This is a genomic window from Micromonospora marina (genome assembly GCF_900091565.1).
Lineage (GTDB): Bacteria > Actinomycetota > Actinomycetes > Mycobacteriales > Micromonosporaceae > Micromonospora > Micromonospora marina.
The window spans coordinates 90,932-105,584 of record NZ_FMCV01000004.1 but is presented as its reverse complement, the minus strand read 5'-3'; the positions used below and the strand labels follow the sequence as shown (position 1 = coordinate 105,584).

Genomic DNA, 14,653 nt, shown 5'->3' with positions numbered 1-14,653 from the left:
GAGCCGGATGATGTCAAACGAATCCAGCCAAATTGACTTGTCAACGAGTGCTTGCCGGTGCGGAGTGAACGATGGTTCAATCCGGGCCCGACCTGAACCGCCACCCGCGCTGGGAGTTGCCGCCGTGACCACACACGAGGTCGTCAACCAGGTTCCGCCGATGGTCGGCCACGACACCGCCGACGACCCGGCGCTGTGCGACGGTGTGACCCGTGAGGGCGCCGGCTGGGCGCTGCCCGGCCTGCACGAGCTGGGCCGGCTCGCCGGTGGTGAGGAGGCGGCCGAGCACGGGCGGCTCGCCAACGAGCACCCGCCGGTGCTGCGCACCCACGACCGGTACGGCCATCGGGTCGACGAGGTGGAGTTCCACCCGTCCTGGCACGAGCTGATGCGTACCGCCGTCGGGCACGGTCTGCACGCGGCGCCGTGGGCCGACGACCGGACCGGCGCGCACGTCGCCCGGGCGGCCGGCTTCTACCTGTGGCGGCCCGACGCCGGGCACGGCTGCCCGATCTCGATGACCTACGCGGCGGTGCCCGCGCTGCGGCACAGCCCCGACCTGGCCGCCCGCTACGAGCCGCTGCTCACCACCCGCGAGTACGACTTCGGGCTGCGCCCGCCGCACGCCAAGCGCGGCCTGCTCGCCGGCATGTCGATGACGGAGAAGCAGGGCGGCTCGGACGTCCGCGCCAACACCACGACGGCCCGACCGGAGCCGGACGGCAGCTACCGGCTCGTCGGCCACAAGTGGTTCACCTCGGCGCCCATGTGCGACCTGTTCCTCACGCTCGCCCAGGCGCCCGGCGGCCTCACCTGCTTCCTGGTCCCCCGGGTGCTGCCCGACGGCACCCGCAACCCGATGCGGCTGATGCGGCTCAAGGACAAACTGGGCAACCGCTCCAACGCCTCCGCCGAGATCGAGTACGAGCACGCGGTGGCGTGGCGCGTCGGCGACGAGGGCCGGGGTGTCCGCACCATCATCGACATGGTCAACCTGACCCGGCTCGACTGCGTGATCGGCGCGGCGGCCGGAATGCGCCACGGTGTGACCACCGCCGTGCACCACGCCACGCACCGGCGGGCGTTCGGCGGCTACCTGGCCGACCAGCCGCTGATGCGCAACGTGCTGGCCGACCTGGCCGTCGAGTCCGAGGCGGCCACCGTGCTGATGCTGCGGCTGGCCGGGGCGACCGACCGGTCGGCGCGCGGCGACGAGGGCGAGACCGCGTTCAAGCGCCTCGCCCTCGCCGTCGGCAAGTACTGGGTGTGCAAGCGCTGGCCGGGGCACGCCGCCGAGGCGCTGGAGTGCCTGGGCGGCAACGGCTACGTGGAGGAGTCCGGGATGCCGCGGCTGTTCCGCGAGTCGCCGCTGAACTCGATCTGGGAGGGCTCCGGCAACGTCGCCGCGCTGGACGTGCTGCGCGCGCTCACCCGGGAACCGCAGGTGCTCGCCGCGTACGAGGCGGAGGTGGCCGCCGCGGCCGGCGCGGACGCCCGGCTGGACGCCGCGGTGCGCCGGGTGCGCGACGAACTGGTCGACCACACCGACCTGGAGCTGCGGGCCCGCCGGGTGGTCGAGCGGTTGGCGCTGGTACTCCAGGGCGCGCTGCTGGTGCGCCACGGCCACCCGGCGGTCGCCGACGCGTTCTGCGCGTCCCGGCTCGACGGCGACCACGGGCAGGCGTACGGGACGCTGCCGGGCAGGCTGGACCTGGCCGCGATCATCGACCGCGCCACGCCCAAGATCGGCTGAGGGCGTGGTGATGCGGCTCGTCTCGGCCCACCTGTATCCGGTCAAGTCACTCGGCGGTGTCGGCGTGGACCGGGCCGACGTCCAGCCGTGGGGCCTGCGCCACGACCGCCGCTGGCTGGTGCTGCGCCCGGACGGCGGCAAACTGACGTCGAGTGCCCTGCCGGCGCTGCTCGGCCTGACCGCCGCGCCCGGCGCCGGGTCGATCACGCTCGCCGCCCGCGACGGCTCGTCGCTGACAGTCGTCGAACCGGCCGACGGGCCGCCCGTCCCGACCGACGTGTCCCGGCTGGGCACGGTCCGGCTCGCCGCCGACGAGGCCCACGACTGGCTCTCCGCACGGCTGGGCCGACCCGTACGGCTGGCCTGGCTGGACGACCCGCACCGCCGGCCGATGTCGGCCGAGCACGGCGGCGGGCCCGGTGATCCGCTGAACCTGTCCGACGCCGGGCCGCTGCTGGTCGCCACGGTGCCGTCGCTGCGGCGGCTGCGGGACTGGATCGTCGAGGGCGCGCTGGAGGCGGCGAGCCCACGCCGGAGCCGCTGGCGATGGCCCGGTTCCGGCCGACTGTGGTGCTGGACGGACCGGCCGAACCGTTCGCCGAGGACGGCTGGAGCCGGGTACGCATCGGCGCCGTCGACTTCCGGGTGTCCGAACGCTGCGACCGCTGTTCGGTGACGCTCATCGACCCGGAGACGCTCGCGACCGGGAAGGAGCCGATCCGGACGCTGTCCCGCCACCGGCGCCACGACGGGAAGACCTGGTTCGGCATCCGGCTCGTGCCGCTGACCACGGGCGAGATCCGGGTCGGCGACGAGTGCGAGGCGACATGAACGCCCGCCCCGACACGGTGCTGCTCGCCCGGGAACCGGTCAGCCCGTCCTGAGCCCGGCGCCACTCGTCGGCCAGGACCGCGTAGACGAGCTGGTCGGCCCAGCCGCCCCGGAACCGGTAGCTGCGCACGTGCCGCGCCTCCCGCCGCATCCCGAGCCGGGCCATCAGGCGGGCGGACGGTTCGTTGTCCGCGTGGCACCGGGCGATCACCCGATGCAGCCCGAACTCGCCGAAACCCCAGTCCAGCAGCGCCCCGGCCGCCTCCGTGGCCAGTCCCCGGCCGCCGTGGCCGGGGTGGAACACGTACCCCAGCTCGGCGGTGCGGTCCGCCGCGCTGCGCCACACCAGCTCGACCGCCCCGATCACCCGCGTGTCGCTGACCACGGCGAGCGTCAGGCAGTCGCCCTCCGCGCGCAGCGCGTCCTCGCCGGCCATCGCGGTCACCGACGCCAGGGACTCCACCCGGGTACGCGGCGCGGCGCCGGCCATCCAGCGGACCACGTCCGGGCGGTGCTGCCAGGCGTGCACGTCGTCGAGGTCGCCGAGCGTGACCGGGCGCAGCAGCAGCCGAGGCGTGCGCAGCGGGTACGCCGGGTGGGCCATCGGGCGATGGTAGGCCGAGCCTAGGGTGGGCCGCATGGTCGTTTCCGCCGACGACGGCAACCCGCTCACCCAGCTCACGCTCGACCGGCTCCGGCAGCGCACCAGCGTGAAGTGGCGGCTGTACCCGCCGGACGTCCTGCCGCTGTGGGTGGCCGAGCAGGACGTGCCGCTGGCCCCGCCGGTGGCCGAGGCGCTGCGCCGGGCGGTCGAGCTGGGCGACACCGGCTACGCGTACGGCACCGCGTACGCCGAGGCGGTCGGCGGGTTCGCCGCCCAGCGGTGGGACTGGGCCGACTTCCCGGTCGGCCGCACCACGCTGGTGCCGGACGTGATGATGGGCACCGTCGAGGTGCTGCGCCTGGTCACCGGCCCGGGCGACGCGGTGGTGGTCACTCCCCCGGTCTATCCGCCGTTCTACGCGTTCGTCTCGCACGCCGACCGGCAGGTGATCGAGGCGCCGCTCGGCACGGACCTTCGGCTCGACCCGGCCGCGCTGGAAGAGGCGTTCCGCCGGGCCCGCGCGATCGGTGACCGGCCGGCGTTCCTGCTGTGCAACCCGCACAACCCGACCGGTGTGGTGCACCGGCCCGGCGAGCTGGCCACAGTCGCCGAGCTGGCCGCCCGGCACGGCGTACGGGTGGTCGCCGACGAGATCCACTCGCCGCTGGCGCTGCCCGGGGCGCGGTTCACCCCGTATCTGACGGTGCCGGGTGCGGCGAACGCGTTCGCGCTGGTGTCGGCGTCGAAGGCGTGGAACCTGGCCGGGCTCAAGGCGGCGCTGGCGGTCGCCGGGCCGGACGCGGCGGACGACCTGGCCCGGATGCCGGAGGAGGTCAGCCACGGCCCCAGCCACGTCGGGGTGCTCGCGCACACCGCCGCGTTCCGGGCCGGTGGGCAGTGGCTGGACCGGCTGCTCGACGGCCTGGACGCGAACCGGGCGCTGCTCGGGCCTCTGCTGGCCGAGCACCTGCCCACCGTGTCGTGGCGGCCGCCCGAGGGCACGTACCTGGCCTGGCTGGACTGCCGGAACCTCGGCGTGCCCACCGAGGCGGGCGACGGGCCGGGGGTGGCGAGCGACCTGGCCGGCCCGGCACGGATGTTCCTCGACCGGGCGCGGGTGGCCCTCAGCTCCGGGCACGTCTTCGGGGCGGGCGGGGCCGGTTTCGTGCGGCTCAACTTCGCCACCTCCCCCGCCGTGCTCACCGAGGCGGTCACCCGGATGGGCCGCGCCGTGCCCGCCTGACCGGCCGCCTGGCGGGCGGCGACGCGTACCCCTGGGTGTCGCCCTCGGACAGGAACGACACCAGCGCCACAGCCCTCGACGCCGCGGTGATCGCGCGCAGCGGCGTGACCACGACGACGCCCGCGTCGACCGTCCAGGTCGCGACGACCCGGCCGGCTCAGGTGGTGGCCTGCCCGTCGATGCTCTCGCGCAGGATGTCCGCGTGCCCGGCGTGCTGCGTGGTCTCGGCGATGACGTGGATCAGCACCCGGCGGATGCTGCGGACCGAGCCCGGTTCGTTCCACGGCGCGTCCGGCACCGGCCAGGTAGCCGACAGGTCCTCGACGGCGGCGACGATCTCCTCGGTACGGGCGGCGACGCGGGCGTACCGGTCCAGGATGGCCGGCAGCGTGTCCTCGGGCAACATCTGGAAGTCCCGCTCCCGGTCGACCGCCCACTGCGGCAGCTCGCGGGCCTGGCCGGACATGAAGTCCGCCCAGGTGACACCCTCGGGCAGGGCGAAGGACATCGCCGACGAGCCCTCGACCACGAACCGCAGCCAGCTCTCCTCGGTGAACGCGACGTGCTTGACCAGGCCGCCCAGGCAGAGCGCGCTGACGGTCGGCTTCTGCCCGGCCTGCTCGTCGGTGAGGCCGCGCACCGTGTTGGTCAGCATGTTCCGGGCGTCGGCGAGCTCGGCCAGCAGATCGGCCCGTTCGGCGTCGAGGGTGGCGGGGGTCGTGGTGGTGCCGGTCATCGTCATCGGTTCCTTCCGGTCCTCATCGGGCACGGGTCCACCCTCGCAGCCGTAGCGGTCAGGATGTGTCCTCTTCTCGAGGCAGAATGCGTGTCGTGCCGAAGACTTCCGCCCGACTGCTCTCGCTGCTGTCCCTGTTACAGGCGCGACGGGACTGGCCGGGGCCGCTGCTGGCCGAACGGCTGCGGATCAGCCCGCGTACCGTGCGCCGCGACGTCGACCGGCTGCGCGAGCTGGGTTATCCGATCGAGAGCGCCAAGGGCCCGGACGGCGGCTACCGGCTGGGCGCCGGCTCGGCGCTGCCGCCGCTGCTCTTCGACGACGAACAGGCCGTGGCGCTGACCGTGGCGTTGCAGACCGCCGCCAACGGCGTGACCGGCATCGAAGAGGCGGCGGCGCGGGCGCTGACCACGGTCCGGCAGGTGATGCCGCCGCGGCTGCGGCACCGGGTGGACGCGCTGCGGGTGGTCGACGTGCAACGCGCCGGCACGCCGGCCCGGCACCGGGTGGAACCGGCGCTGCTGATGACGCTGAGCGCCGCCGTGCACGCCCGCGAGGAACTGCGCTTCGACTACGAGTCGGTGTCGACGTCGCCGCCGGTCCCGGGCCGGCCGCCGCGCCGGGTGCAACCGCACCACCTGGTCACCTGGGGCGGACGCTGGTACCTCGTCGCCTGGGACCTCGACCGCGACGACTGGCGCACGTTCCGGGTCGACCGGATCAGCCCGCGTACGCCCACCGGCCCCCGGTTCACGCCCCGCGAGTTGCCCGGCGGGGACGTGGCCGCGTACGTCGCCGGCCGGTTCAAGGGCGCCACCGGGCCGGGCGACTGGCCCTGCCGGGGCGAGGTGCTCCTCGACCTGCCCGCCCGGACGGTGTCCGGGTGGACCCGCGACGGGATCGTCGAGGAACTGGGCCCCGACCGGTGCCGGCTGGTGCTCGGTGCCTGGTCGTGGGCCGGGCTGGCCGCTGTGCTCGGCCGCTACGACGCCGACATCGAGGTGGCCGGGCCGCCGGAGCTGCGGGAGGCGTTCGCCCGCCTGGCCCGCCGCTACGCCGCCGCCGCGGAGGCCCGGCGCCACGGTTAGCCGGGTGGACGTGGGCGATCGCCGCTAGCTGTGCGGGCGGGCCCGGTTGGTGGCTCGCCACGAGGGCCAGCCCTCCGGCCACGTGTCGGGCCAGTCGTCGCCGCCCTGACCGGGGCCGGCGAACGCGCCGTACCGCGGGCCGACCACGTTCCGCGCCAGGTGCTCGGCGATGTCGGCGACATCGGCTGCGGACAGGCGTACCCGGCCGTAGAACCGGGTGCCCAGGGCCCGGTTCACCAGCGTGGCGCTCCGCTCCTCCGGCAGGCCGGCGGCGGTCAGCAGCCAGGTGAGGACCCGGTCGCACCAGCCCTGCCACCCGTCGTCGTCCTCGACCCAGGCCACCGTCGCGGTCAGCAGCTCGGTGATCGCCGCCTCCCAGGCCGCGACGGTGTCGTCCGGCCCGGCCGCGGCACGCAGCGACGGCAGCAGGCGGCCGAACCGGTCGGCTGTCCCCTCCAGACAGCGCCGCCACCGCGTCAGCTCCTGGGCGACCAGGACCAACGTCTCCTCGGGGCTGGTGACGACCGGCGCCCAGCGATCCCACGTCACGTGCGGGCCCATCCCCCAGCCGGAGGCCCACGGGCCGTACTCGCGCACCAAGGCGTCGGCCATCGCCGTGTTCCATTCCAGCGACTGCTGGCAGGCCCACCGGTAGGCGTCCCAGGCTATCGGATCGCAGGGCCGCAAGGACGGGAAGGCGGGCGCGGCGGGTGGCACCGGGGGCGCCAGGCGCCGTACCACGTCCACCGCGGCGGCCGGGTCGTACGGGTGGGGGGCGGGATCGACCTGCGCCCAGTGGTTCAGCCGGACCACACTCGTCATCACCGCCACTCTAGGACGATCCACGCCTTCGGCGCCGCCCCGACTACTGCTCGCAGCAGGATTACCAGGTCTTCCCGGGCGCCGACTCGTCGCCCGCACGAGCGGCGACCACCACCGAGATGCCGTCGAGCACCCGCTGGAGGCCGAACTCGAAAGCGTGGTCCGGCCCGTACGCCCCGCCGTGCGCCATGCCGGCGGCGGTGCCGACCCGTGCGGCGAGCGGGAAGCTACCGGCCGTCATGAACTTCGCCAGCCACGGCCCGTGCGTCTGCCACCACTGGTCGTCGGTCATCCCGGTCTCGCGTTCCAGCTCGGCCACGTCCAGCGCGACCCGGGCCGCGCTCTTGGCGTGCCCCAGCACGAGCGTGAGCACCGCGTCCATCTCCACGTCGTCGAGCCCGATGTCCGCCACCGCGTGCAGTTCGTAGTCGTACTTGGCGAGCACGTTCGGGCCGAGCACCGGCCGGGTCGTCTCGGCGCGCAACAGCCACGGGTGGGCCCGGTAGAGCGCGAGGTTGTCCCGCGCGATGCGTTCCAGCCGCCCACGCCAGCCACCCGGCACGTCGGACGGGCGCGGCAGGTCGCCGAGGACGGCGTCCACCATGACGTCGAGCAGCTCCGCCTTGCCCGGCACGTACGTGTAGACGGACATCGTGCCCACGCCGAGTGCCTCGCTGACCCGGCGCATGGTGAGCCCGTCGATGCCCTCGGCGTCGGCGATCTCGATCGCGGTACGCACGATCCGGTCGACACTGAGGCCGGGGCCGGCGCCGCGGCTGGCCGGCTCCCGGGTACGCCAGAGAAGGGCCAGGCTGCGGGCGGGATCGGCCTTGCGCCGGCGCTCCTTCGACATGGTGCCGTCATCCTACCGGCCACGCCGGTGAACAGCCGTGGGCGGGACGCCGGAGAAAAGCAGCCCGAGAATTGTTCGGGCAGAAAGAATGGCGGGTTCCCCCGCCACTACCAACATATAGCGCACCCCCGGTCTTGCCGCAAGACCGGGGTGACGGCGCACAATTGCCGGCCGTAACCCATCGCCGAGCCATTCGAAAGAGCCGCGAAGAGCGGAGGCTCGGCCGTGCCCGTGATCGGAGACGAGTTGAACCTGCCCGCCACGAGCGTTTTCGATCTTCCCGAGCGTCTGTCGGCGAAGGCCGACCCGGACCTGATCGCCGCCGACGAGCGGCACTTCGCCGCCATCGCGGACAGCCTGCGCCGCTCGATCGCCGAGTTGACCGACCGGCTCGACGCGACGCGCCGGGCCGCGGGCGGCCGGGGCCGGCAGGCGGTCGACCGGGATCAGGAGGTCCGGCGGCTGAGCGCGCGCCTGCGTACGCTGCGCCGCTACGGCCTGGACCTGTGCCTGGGCCGGATGGTCGGCGCGGACGGCGCGGCCCCGGTGTACGTGGGCCGGCTCGGCCTGACCGACGGCGCGGGCGGCCGGCTGCTGCTGGACTGGCGCTCCCCCGCCGCCGAGCCGTTCTTCGGCGCCACCCACGCCGACCCGATGGGCCTGGTCAGCCGCCGCCGGTACCGGTGGGGCGCAGGCCGGATCACCGACTACTGGGACGAGGTGTTCACCGCCGACGCTCTGGCCGGGCACGCCGCGCTGGACGACCAGTCGGCGTTCATCGCCAGCCTGGGCGCGACCCGGTCGGCGCGCATGCGCGACGTGCTCGGCACCATCCAGGCCGACCAGGACGCGATCATCCGGGCCGGGTCGCGGGGCGCGCTGGTGGTCGACGGCGGTCCCGGCACCGGCAAGACTGTGGTGGCGCTGCACCGCACCGCGTACCTGCTGCACGCCGACCCGCGCCTGGGCGAACGCCGGGGCGGGGTGCTGGTGGTCGGGCCGCACCAGCCGTATCTGAACTACGTGTCGGACGTGCTGCCCAGCCTGGGTGAGGAGGACGTGCAGATCTGCACCCTCGCCGACCTGGTGCCCGAGGGCGCGGCGGCGGCGCCGGAGACCGACCCCGAGGTGGAGCGGCTGAAGGCGTCCGGGGACGTGGTCCGCGCGGTCGACGCGGCGGTGCGGTTCTACGAGGAGCCGCCGTCCGCCGGGATGACGGTCGGGGTCGGGGACAGCGAGCTGCGGCTGACCGCCGGCGACTGGGCGACGGCGTTCGAGGCGGCCGGGCCGGGCGTCGGGCACAACGAGGCCCGCGACGACGTGTGGGAGGAACTGCTGACGATCCTGGTGGAGAAGTACCACGGCGACGAGCCGCAGGAGGCGGTCCGCCGGGCGCTGGGGCGCGACCGGGAACTGGTCACCGCGTTCGGCCGGGCGTGGCCGCTGCTGGACCCGCTCGACGTGGTGGCCGACCTGTGGTCGGTGCCGGCCTATCTGCGCCGGTGCGCCCCGTGGCTGAGCGTCGAGGAGATCCGTACGCTGCGGCGGACCGACGCCCGGGCCTGGACGGTGGCGGACCTGCCGTGGCTGGACGCGGCCCGGCGGCGGGCCGGCGATCCGGAGGCGTCGCTGCGGCGGCGCCGCGACGAGGCGGTGCTGACCGCGCAGCGCGCCGAGATGGACACGGTGGTCGACGCGCTGATCGCGTCGCACGCCTACGACGACGGCGAGGGTTTGATGACCATGCTGTCCGGCGAGGACATGCGCACCAGCCTGGTCGACGAAAGCGCGTTGAGCGCGGCCGATCCGGACCTGCTGGCCGGGCCGTTCGCGCACATCGTGGTGGACGAGGCGCAGGAGCTGACCGACGCGCAGTGGCAGATGCTGCTGGCGCGCTGCCCGTCACGCAGCTTCACCGTGGTCGGCGACCGGGCGCAGGCGCGGCGAGGGTTCATCGAGTCGTGGCCGCAGCGGCTGGCGCGGGTCGGGTTCGACCGGGTCGAGGTGGCGACGCTGACCGTCAACTACCGCACTCCGGCGCAGGTGATGGCGGCGGCCGAACCGGTGATCCGGGCCGTGCTCCCGGATGCCAACGTGCCCACGTCCATCCGTGACGGCGCCCCGGTGCGGTACGGCGACCGCGCCGAGCTGCCCGCGGTGGTGGACGGCTGGCTCGCCGCCCACGCCGAGGGCGTCGCGTGCGTCATCGGCGATCCGGCGTACCCGGCCTGCGACCGGGTCCGGTCGCTGAGTCCGGTGCTGGCCAAGGGGCTGGAGTTCGACCTGGTGGTGCTGGTCGACCCGGAGTCGTTCGGCGACGGGATCGCCGGGGCGGTGGACCGGTACGTGGCGATGACCCGGGCCACCGGCGAACTGGTGGTGCTCACCGGTCCGTGACCGGTGCCCCGGGGGCGGCGCACGGCCGCCGCCCCCGGGTGTGGCTCAGCGGCTCAGCGCCCGGTAGCGGCGCAGCGACAGCGGCAGGAACACCGCGACCAGCACCAGCGGCCAGAGCACCGCCAGCAGCGGGTGGTGCGCGGCCACCCACGAGTCGCCGCCCCAGCCGGGGTTGCCGAACAGCTCCCGGGTGGCCCCGACCGTCGCCGACAGCGGGTTCCACTCGGCGACCGCGCCCAGCCACGCGGGCATGGTGGACGGCGCCACGAACGCGCTGGACAGGAAGCCGAGCGGGAACTCAAGCGTCTGCACGGCGGTGACGGCGCTCTGCCCCTTCACGGTCAGGCCGAGGAAGATACCGACCCAGACCAGCGCGAACCGCAACAGCAGGATCAGCCCGAGCGCGGCGAGCGTGTCTCCGAGGTCGCCGCGCGCCCGCCATCCGACGGCCAGGCCGACCAGCAGCAGCACGGCGAGCGTCACCACCGCGAACATCAGGTCGGCGACCGCGCGGCCGAGCAGCGGGGCCAGCCGGGACACCGGCATGGACCGCAGCCGGTCGGTGACGCCGCGGTCCAGGTCCGCCGAGACCGCCACGGTGGTCATGCTGATACCGAAGACCATTGCCATGGCGAACATGCCGGGCATCAGGAACTCGCGGTAGCTGCCGCCGCCGGGCACCTGGAGCGCGCCGCCGAACAGGTACGCGAACATCAGCACGATCAGGATGTCGAAGCCCAGCGAGCCGATCAGCGGGCCGGGCTCGCGCCGCCAGTGCGCCAGCGCGCGCCCGGTGAGCGTCAGGCCGTCACCGGCCAGGGAGGGGCGCCGGGCCGGGTTCACCGTCGCGGTCACGCGGTCACCTCCACGGCGGCACGGGCGGCGGACGGCGCGCCGGTGAGCTGGAGGAACACCTCGTCCAGGGTGGGTCGCCGCAGCGCCACGTCGGCCACGCCCACGCCGTCGGCGTCGAGCGCGCGCAGCACCTCGGTCAGCGCGCCGGCCCGGTCGCCGACCTGGGCGCTGACCGCCCGCCGGTCCGGATCGACTGCCGGTTCGGCGCGGGCGACGGCGCGCAGCCGCCCGGCGGCGGCGGCCAGGTCGGCGGCGTCGCGGACGACCAGTTCGATCCGGTCACCGCCGAGGCGGGACTTGAGCGCGTCAGGGGTGCCCTCGGCGATCACCCGCCCGGCGTCGAGCACGCAGACGCGGTCGGCGAGCTGGTCGGCCTCGTCCAGGTACTGCGTGGTGAGCAGCACGGTGGTACCGCCGCGGACCAGGTCGCGTACCGCCTCCCACACCTCGTTGCGCCCGCGCGGGTCCAGCGCCGTGGTCGGTTCGTCGAGGAACAGCACCGCGGGCGCGAGGATCATCCCGGCGGACAGGTCGAGGCGGCGGCGCATGCCACCGGAGTACGTGCGTACCGGCCGGTCGCCGGCGTCGGCGAGCCCGAACCGGTCGAGCAGTTCGCCGGCCCGCCGTCTCGCCCCGGCCCGGTCCAGGTGGAACAGGCGGCCGAAGATGACCAGGTTCTCCCGGCCGCTCAGTGCCTCGTCCACGGCCGGGTGCTGCCCGACCAGGCCGATGCGGTGGCGTACCCGGTCGGCCTGGCCCGCCACGTCGAAGCCGGCGACCTCGGCCCGCCCCGCGTCGAAGCGCAGCAGCGTGGCGAGGATGCGGACGGCTGTGGTCTTGCCGGCGCCGTTCGGGCCGAGCAGCCCGCACACGGTGCCCGGCGGCACCCGCAGGTCGAATCCCTCGAGCGCGGATCTGTTCCCGTACCGCTTGCGCAGGCCCTCCGCGAGGATCGCGTGTTCCACGTCTGTTCCCCCTCCGTCGACGAAGGCACTAACGTACAACGTACGGTAGGCCGTCCGCCAGCGGCGGTTCCGCGACGGCGGCCCGGGGCGCGCGCCGCGCCCGGGCCGCCGGGCCTACCGCTTGAGTAACGCGCGCAGGGCCTCGGCGCGGACCGGTCGCCGCGCACCTGGACCGCCTCGACGCCGCACTCGGTACGACCGGCGGTCAGGACGGTTCATGAGAGGCGGCTCAGGCGGAACGCGCCCTCGGCTAGGGTGCGGCGATGGACGACCTGAGACACCTGTTCCGGCGCGCCGCCGACCACGCGGCCGACTACCGGCTGTCGCTGCCGGACCGGCCGGTCGGCGTCCCCGTGGACCAGGCCGCGCTGACCCGGGCCTTCGCCGGCCCGCTGCCGGACGCGCCCACCCCGCCCGAGCAGGTCCTCGCGGAGCTGGTGGCCGCCGCCGAACCGGGACTCGTCGCCAGCGCCGGGCCACGCTACTTCGGCTTCGTCATCGGCGGTGCGCTGCCCGCCGCCACCGCCGCGGACATGCTGGCCGCCGGGTGGGACCAGAACGCGTTCAACGCGGTCGCCTCCCCCGCCTCGGTGGCCGCCGAGACGGTCGCCGGAACCTGGCTGAAGGAGCTGCTCGGCATCCCGGCGACCGCGTCCGTCGGGTTCGTCACCGGCGGGCAGGCCGCCAACACCGCCGGGCTCGCCGCCGCCCGCCACCAGGTACTCACCGACGCCGGCTGGGACGTGGAACGGCGCGGCCTGACCGGCGCACCGGCGGTGCGCGTGTTCGCCGGCGCCGAACGGCACGCGACCGTCGACCGGTCGCTGCGGCTCCTCGGTCTCGGCACCGACGCGCTGCGCGCGGTGCCGGTCGGCCCGCAGGGCGCGATCGACCCGGACGCCCTCGCGGCGGCGCTGCGCGACGCCGGTCCCGGCCCGACGATCGTGTGCCTGCAGGCCGGCAACGTGAACACCGGCGCGTGCGACGACCTGCGCCGCGCCTGCGGCCTGGCCCACCGGTACGGCGGCTGGGCGCACGTCGACGGCGCGTTCGGACTGTGGGCGGCGGCCAGCCCGGCCACCCGGCACCTGGTCGACGGGCTGGCGGCAGCCGACTCGTGGGCCTGCGACGGCCACAAGTGGCTGAACCTGCCGTACGACACGGCGTTCGCGTTCTGCGCCCGGCCCGACGCGCACGCGGCGGCCATGTCGCTCGCCGCCGCGTACCTCGTGGGTTCCGGCGGGGTGCCCGCGGGCGCGGACCTGACTGCGGAGTCCTCCCGCCGCGCCCGTGGTCTCGCGGTCTGGGCGGGCCTGCGGGAGCTGGGCCGCGACGGCGTCGCCGCCCTGGTCGAGCGGTGTTGCGCGCTGGCCCGGCGGTTCGCCGACGGGCTGACCGCGGCCGGGTTCGAGGTGGTGAACGACGTGGTGCTCAACCAGGTGCTGGTCGGGTTCGGCGACGACGCGCGCACCGACCGGGTGGTGGCCGCGGTGCAGGCCGACGGGACGTGCTGGGCCGGCGGGACGACGTGGCGGGGACGGCGGCTGATGCGGATCTCGGTGTCGAACGCGACCACGACGGAGGCGGACGTGGACCGCTCGGTCGCGGCGATCGCCCGGCTGGCCCGCTGAGCGGTGTCAGCCGGGCAGACGCAGCAGGTGCCGCCCGGGGAAGGGGCCGCCGTGCTCCCGCTCCCAGGTGGCGAGGTGACGCTTCTTCTCCGCAGGCGTAGGGGCGAGGAAGTCGAAGTAGGCGAGGATCACCGTGCGGGCCTCGTCGACCGTGTACGACGCTCCCGACGGCACCGGTCCGAGGCTGTCCACGTTGACGCCGGTCGGTGTGCAGCGCACCACCGTGGAGTTGCCCTCGTACTCCTCGTAGTCCGAGCGCCCGGACATCACGTCGTCGATGCACTGCAGCAGCTCGAGACAGTCCGGGGCGTAGGTCTGGATGTCGCTGACGAGCTGGGAGGCGAACGGGCGGAAACGCGCGTCACCGCTGGTCATGGTGGGCGCGCCGTTCTGATTGCGCCCGAACTGGATGTCACCCACAGCTAGCGTCCCCCCCACCGGCCAAGCCGAATACCACGTCGTGCCACCGGGATTGTAGAAGCCCTCCACGAGCAGCCCGTTCGCCCGCCCCTGCCATTTGTTCGGGTCGTCCGGGTGCGGGCCGCCGGACCGGAACGCGCCCTCGATCGTCTCGTCGACCCGCTGCGGCGTCCAGTTGTCCGGGAAGAAGGTGCTCGAACCGCGCTTCTGGCGCCAGACACCGCCGTCGTCCTGCACGTCGACGCGAGCGCGGTACGTGCCGTCGGCGTGCCGTTCGAGGATCATCTCGCGGCCGTCCGCGTCGACCCGGACCCGGGCACCCGGCGGGTTCTCTCCCATGAACCGGTGGTGGAAGCCGGTGCCCCGGGGCGGAGTGGCGTTGGTGTTCACGTGGCCGCGGAAGATGTGCGCATAGCGGCGGTGCCGCATCCGGGCCCGGAGCCATTTCTCCACCG

At 74.6% G+C, this 14,653-nt stretch carries 13 protein-coding genes and 1 pseudogene; 7 read left to right on the top strand and 7 right to left on the bottom strand.

Features of this window, described 5'->3' with window-relative positions; translation table 11 throughout:
- Positions 1 to 124 precede the first annotated feature (124 nt).
- The 3 genes from GA0070215_RS06955 to GA0070215_RS28930 are packed head-to-tail and all read left to right on the top strand — an operon-like array spanning position 125 to position 2,584.
- On the top strand, positions 125 to 1,753 hold the full coding sequence (locus GA0070215_RS06955; RefSeq protein WP_091043094.1) for an isovaleryl-CoA dehydrogenase: 1,629 nt from the start codon (positions 125 to 127) through the stop codon (positions 1,751 to 1,753).
- 10 nt (positions 1,754 to 1,763) lie between these two features.
- On the top strand, positions 1,764 to 2,429 hold the full coding sequence (locus GA0070215_RS29645; RefSeq protein WP_341844962.1) for an MOSC N-terminal beta barrel domain-containing protein: 666 nt from the start codon (positions 1,764 to 1,766) through the stop codon (positions 2,427 to 2,429).
- Positions 2,321 to 2,584 (top strand): MOSC domain-containing protein, encoded by a 264-nt coding sequence (locus GA0070215_RS28930; RefSeq protein ID WP_341844961.1) that lies wholly within the window; start codon positions 2,321 to 2,323, stop codon positions 2,582 to 2,584. The genes GA0070215_RS29645 and GA0070215_RS28930 overlap by 109 nt, the downstream gene beginning before the upstream one ends.
- Before the next feature lie 205 nt (positions 2,585 to 2,789).
- On the opposite strand, the pseudogene GA0070215_RS29640 reads toward GA0070215_RS28930, so the two are convergent.
- Positions 2,790 to 3,188 (bottom strand): annotated as a pseudogene (locus GA0070215_RS29640) (GNAT family N-acetyltransferase); the annotation flags it as partial.
- Positions 3,189 to 3,222: 34 nt separating this feature from the next.
- Here GA0070215_RS29640 and GA0070215_RS06940 point away from each other — a divergent pair.
- On the top strand, positions 3,223 to 4,431 hold the full coding sequence (locus GA0070215_RS06940) for a MalY/PatB family protein (RefSeq protein WP_091043687.1): 1,209 nt from the start codon (positions 3,223 to 3,225) through the stop codon (positions 4,429 to 4,431).
- Positions 4,432 to 4,588: 157 nt separating this feature from the next.
- Here GA0070215_RS06940 and GA0070215_RS06935 read toward each other — a convergent pair whose 3' ends face one another.
- Positions 4,589 to 5,200, bottom strand: a complete 612-nt coding sequence (locus GA0070215_RS06935) for a DinB family protein (RefSeq protein WP_244166900.1) — start codon at positions 5,198 to 5,200, stop codon at positions 4,589 to 4,591.
- Between the two features lie 53 nt (positions 5,201 to 5,253).
- Between GA0070215_RS06935 and GA0070215_RS06930 the strand changes: the two genes are divergently transcribed.
- A complete protein-coding gene (locus GA0070215_RS06930; RefSeq protein ID WP_091043091.1) occupies positions 5,254 to 6,255 on the top strand; it encodes a helix-turn-helix transcriptional regulator in 1,002 nt (333 codons plus the stop codon).
- A gap of 24 nt (positions 6,256 to 6,279) precedes the next feature.
- On the opposite strand, the gene GA0070215_RS06925 is transcribed toward GA0070215_RS06930, so the two are convergent.
- Together GA0070215_RS06925 and GA0070215_RS06920 are read right to left on the bottom strand one after the other, a co-directional pair.
- Positions 6,280 to 7,077, bottom strand: coding sequence for a hypothetical protein (locus tag GA0070215_RS06925; RefSeq protein WP_141708164.1), 798 nt, complete (start codon positions 7,075 to 7,077; stop codon positions 6,280 to 6,282).
- A 61-nt stretch (positions 7,078 to 7,138) separates the two neighbouring features.
- Positions 7,139 to 7,930: a TetR/AcrR family transcriptional regulator gene (locus tag GA0070215_RS06920; RefSeq protein ID WP_091043084.1), complete on the bottom strand. Its 792-nt coding sequence runs from the start codon at positions 7,928 to 7,930 to the stop codon at positions 7,139 to 7,141.
- Between the two features lie 225 nt (positions 7,931 to 8,155).
- Here GA0070215_RS06920 and helR point away from each other — a divergent pair, with 225 nt between their 5' ends.
- On the top strand, positions 8,156 to 10,327 hold the full coding sequence (gene helR, locus GA0070215_RS06915; protein ID WP_091043080.1) for an RNA polymerase recycling motor ATPase HelR: 2,172 nt from the start codon (positions 8,156 to 8,158) through the stop codon (positions 10,325 to 10,327).
- A gap of 45 nt (positions 10,328 to 10,372) precedes the next feature.
- Here helR and GA0070215_RS06910 read toward each other — a convergent pair whose 3' ends face one another.
- Together GA0070215_RS06910 and GA0070215_RS06905 are read right to left on the bottom strand one after the other, a co-directional pair.
- Positions 10,373 to 11,182, bottom strand: a complete 810-nt coding sequence (locus GA0070215_RS06910; RefSeq protein WP_091043077.1) for an ABC transporter permease — start codon at positions 11,180 to 11,182, stop codon at positions 10,373 to 10,375.
- Positions 11,179 to 12,147 carry an ATP-binding cassette domain-containing protein gene (locus GA0070215_RS06905; RefSeq protein WP_091043074.1) on the bottom strand — a complete coding sequence of 323 codons (969 nt, stop codon included), beginning with the start codon at positions 12,145 to 12,147 and terminating at the stop codon, positions 11,179 to 11,181. The genes GA0070215_RS06910 and GA0070215_RS06905 overlap by 4 nt, the downstream gene beginning before the upstream one ends.
- Positions 12,148 to 12,410: 263 nt before the next feature.
- Between GA0070215_RS06905 and GA0070215_RS06900 the strand changes: the two genes are divergently transcribed.
- Positions 12,411 to 13,778: a pyridoxal phosphate-dependent decarboxylase family protein gene (locus GA0070215_RS06900; RefSeq protein ID WP_091043071.1), complete on the top strand. Its 1,368-nt coding sequence runs from the start codon at positions 12,411 to 12,413 to the stop codon at positions 13,776 to 13,778.
- A gap of 6 nt (positions 13,779 to 13,784) precedes the next feature.
- Here GA0070215_RS06900 and GA0070215_RS06895 read toward each other — a convergent pair whose 3' ends face one another.
- Complete coding sequence (locus tag GA0070215_RS06895) at positions 13,785 to 14,651, bottom strand: EndoU domain-containing protein (RefSeq protein ID WP_141708163.1); 867 nt, start codon at positions 14,649 to 14,651, stop codon at positions 13,785 to 13,787.
- Between the last annotated feature and the right edge of the window lie 2 nt (positions 14,652 to 14,653).

Excerpts from the sequence above, each read along its gene's own strand:
- GA0070215_RS29645 (WP_341844962.1), top strand. The coding sequence starts at position 1,764 with ATGCGGCTCGTCTCGGCCCACCTGTATCCGGTCAAGTCACTCGGCGGT.
- GA0070215_RS06940 (WP_091043687.1), top strand. The coding sequence starts at position 3,223 with ATGGTCGTTTCCGCCGACGACGGCAACCCGCTCACCCAGCTCACGCTC.
- GA0070215_RS06930 (WP_091043091.1), top strand. The coding sequence starts at position 5,254 with ATGCGTGTCGTGCCGAAGACTTCCGCCCGACTGCTCTCGCTGCTGTCC.
- GA0070215_RS06925 (WP_141708164.1), bottom strand. The coding sequence starts at position 7,077 with ATGACGAGTGTGGTCCGGCTGAACCACTGGGCGCAGGTCGATCCCGCC.
- GA0070215_RS06920 (WP_091043084.1), bottom strand. The coding sequence starts at position 7,930 with ATGTCGAAGGAGCGCCGGCGCAAGGCCGATCCCGCCCGCAGCCTGGCC.
- GA0070215_RS06900 (WP_091043071.1), top strand. The coding sequence starts at position 12,411 with ATGGACGACCTGAGACACCTGTTCCGGCGCGCCGCCGACCACGCGGCC.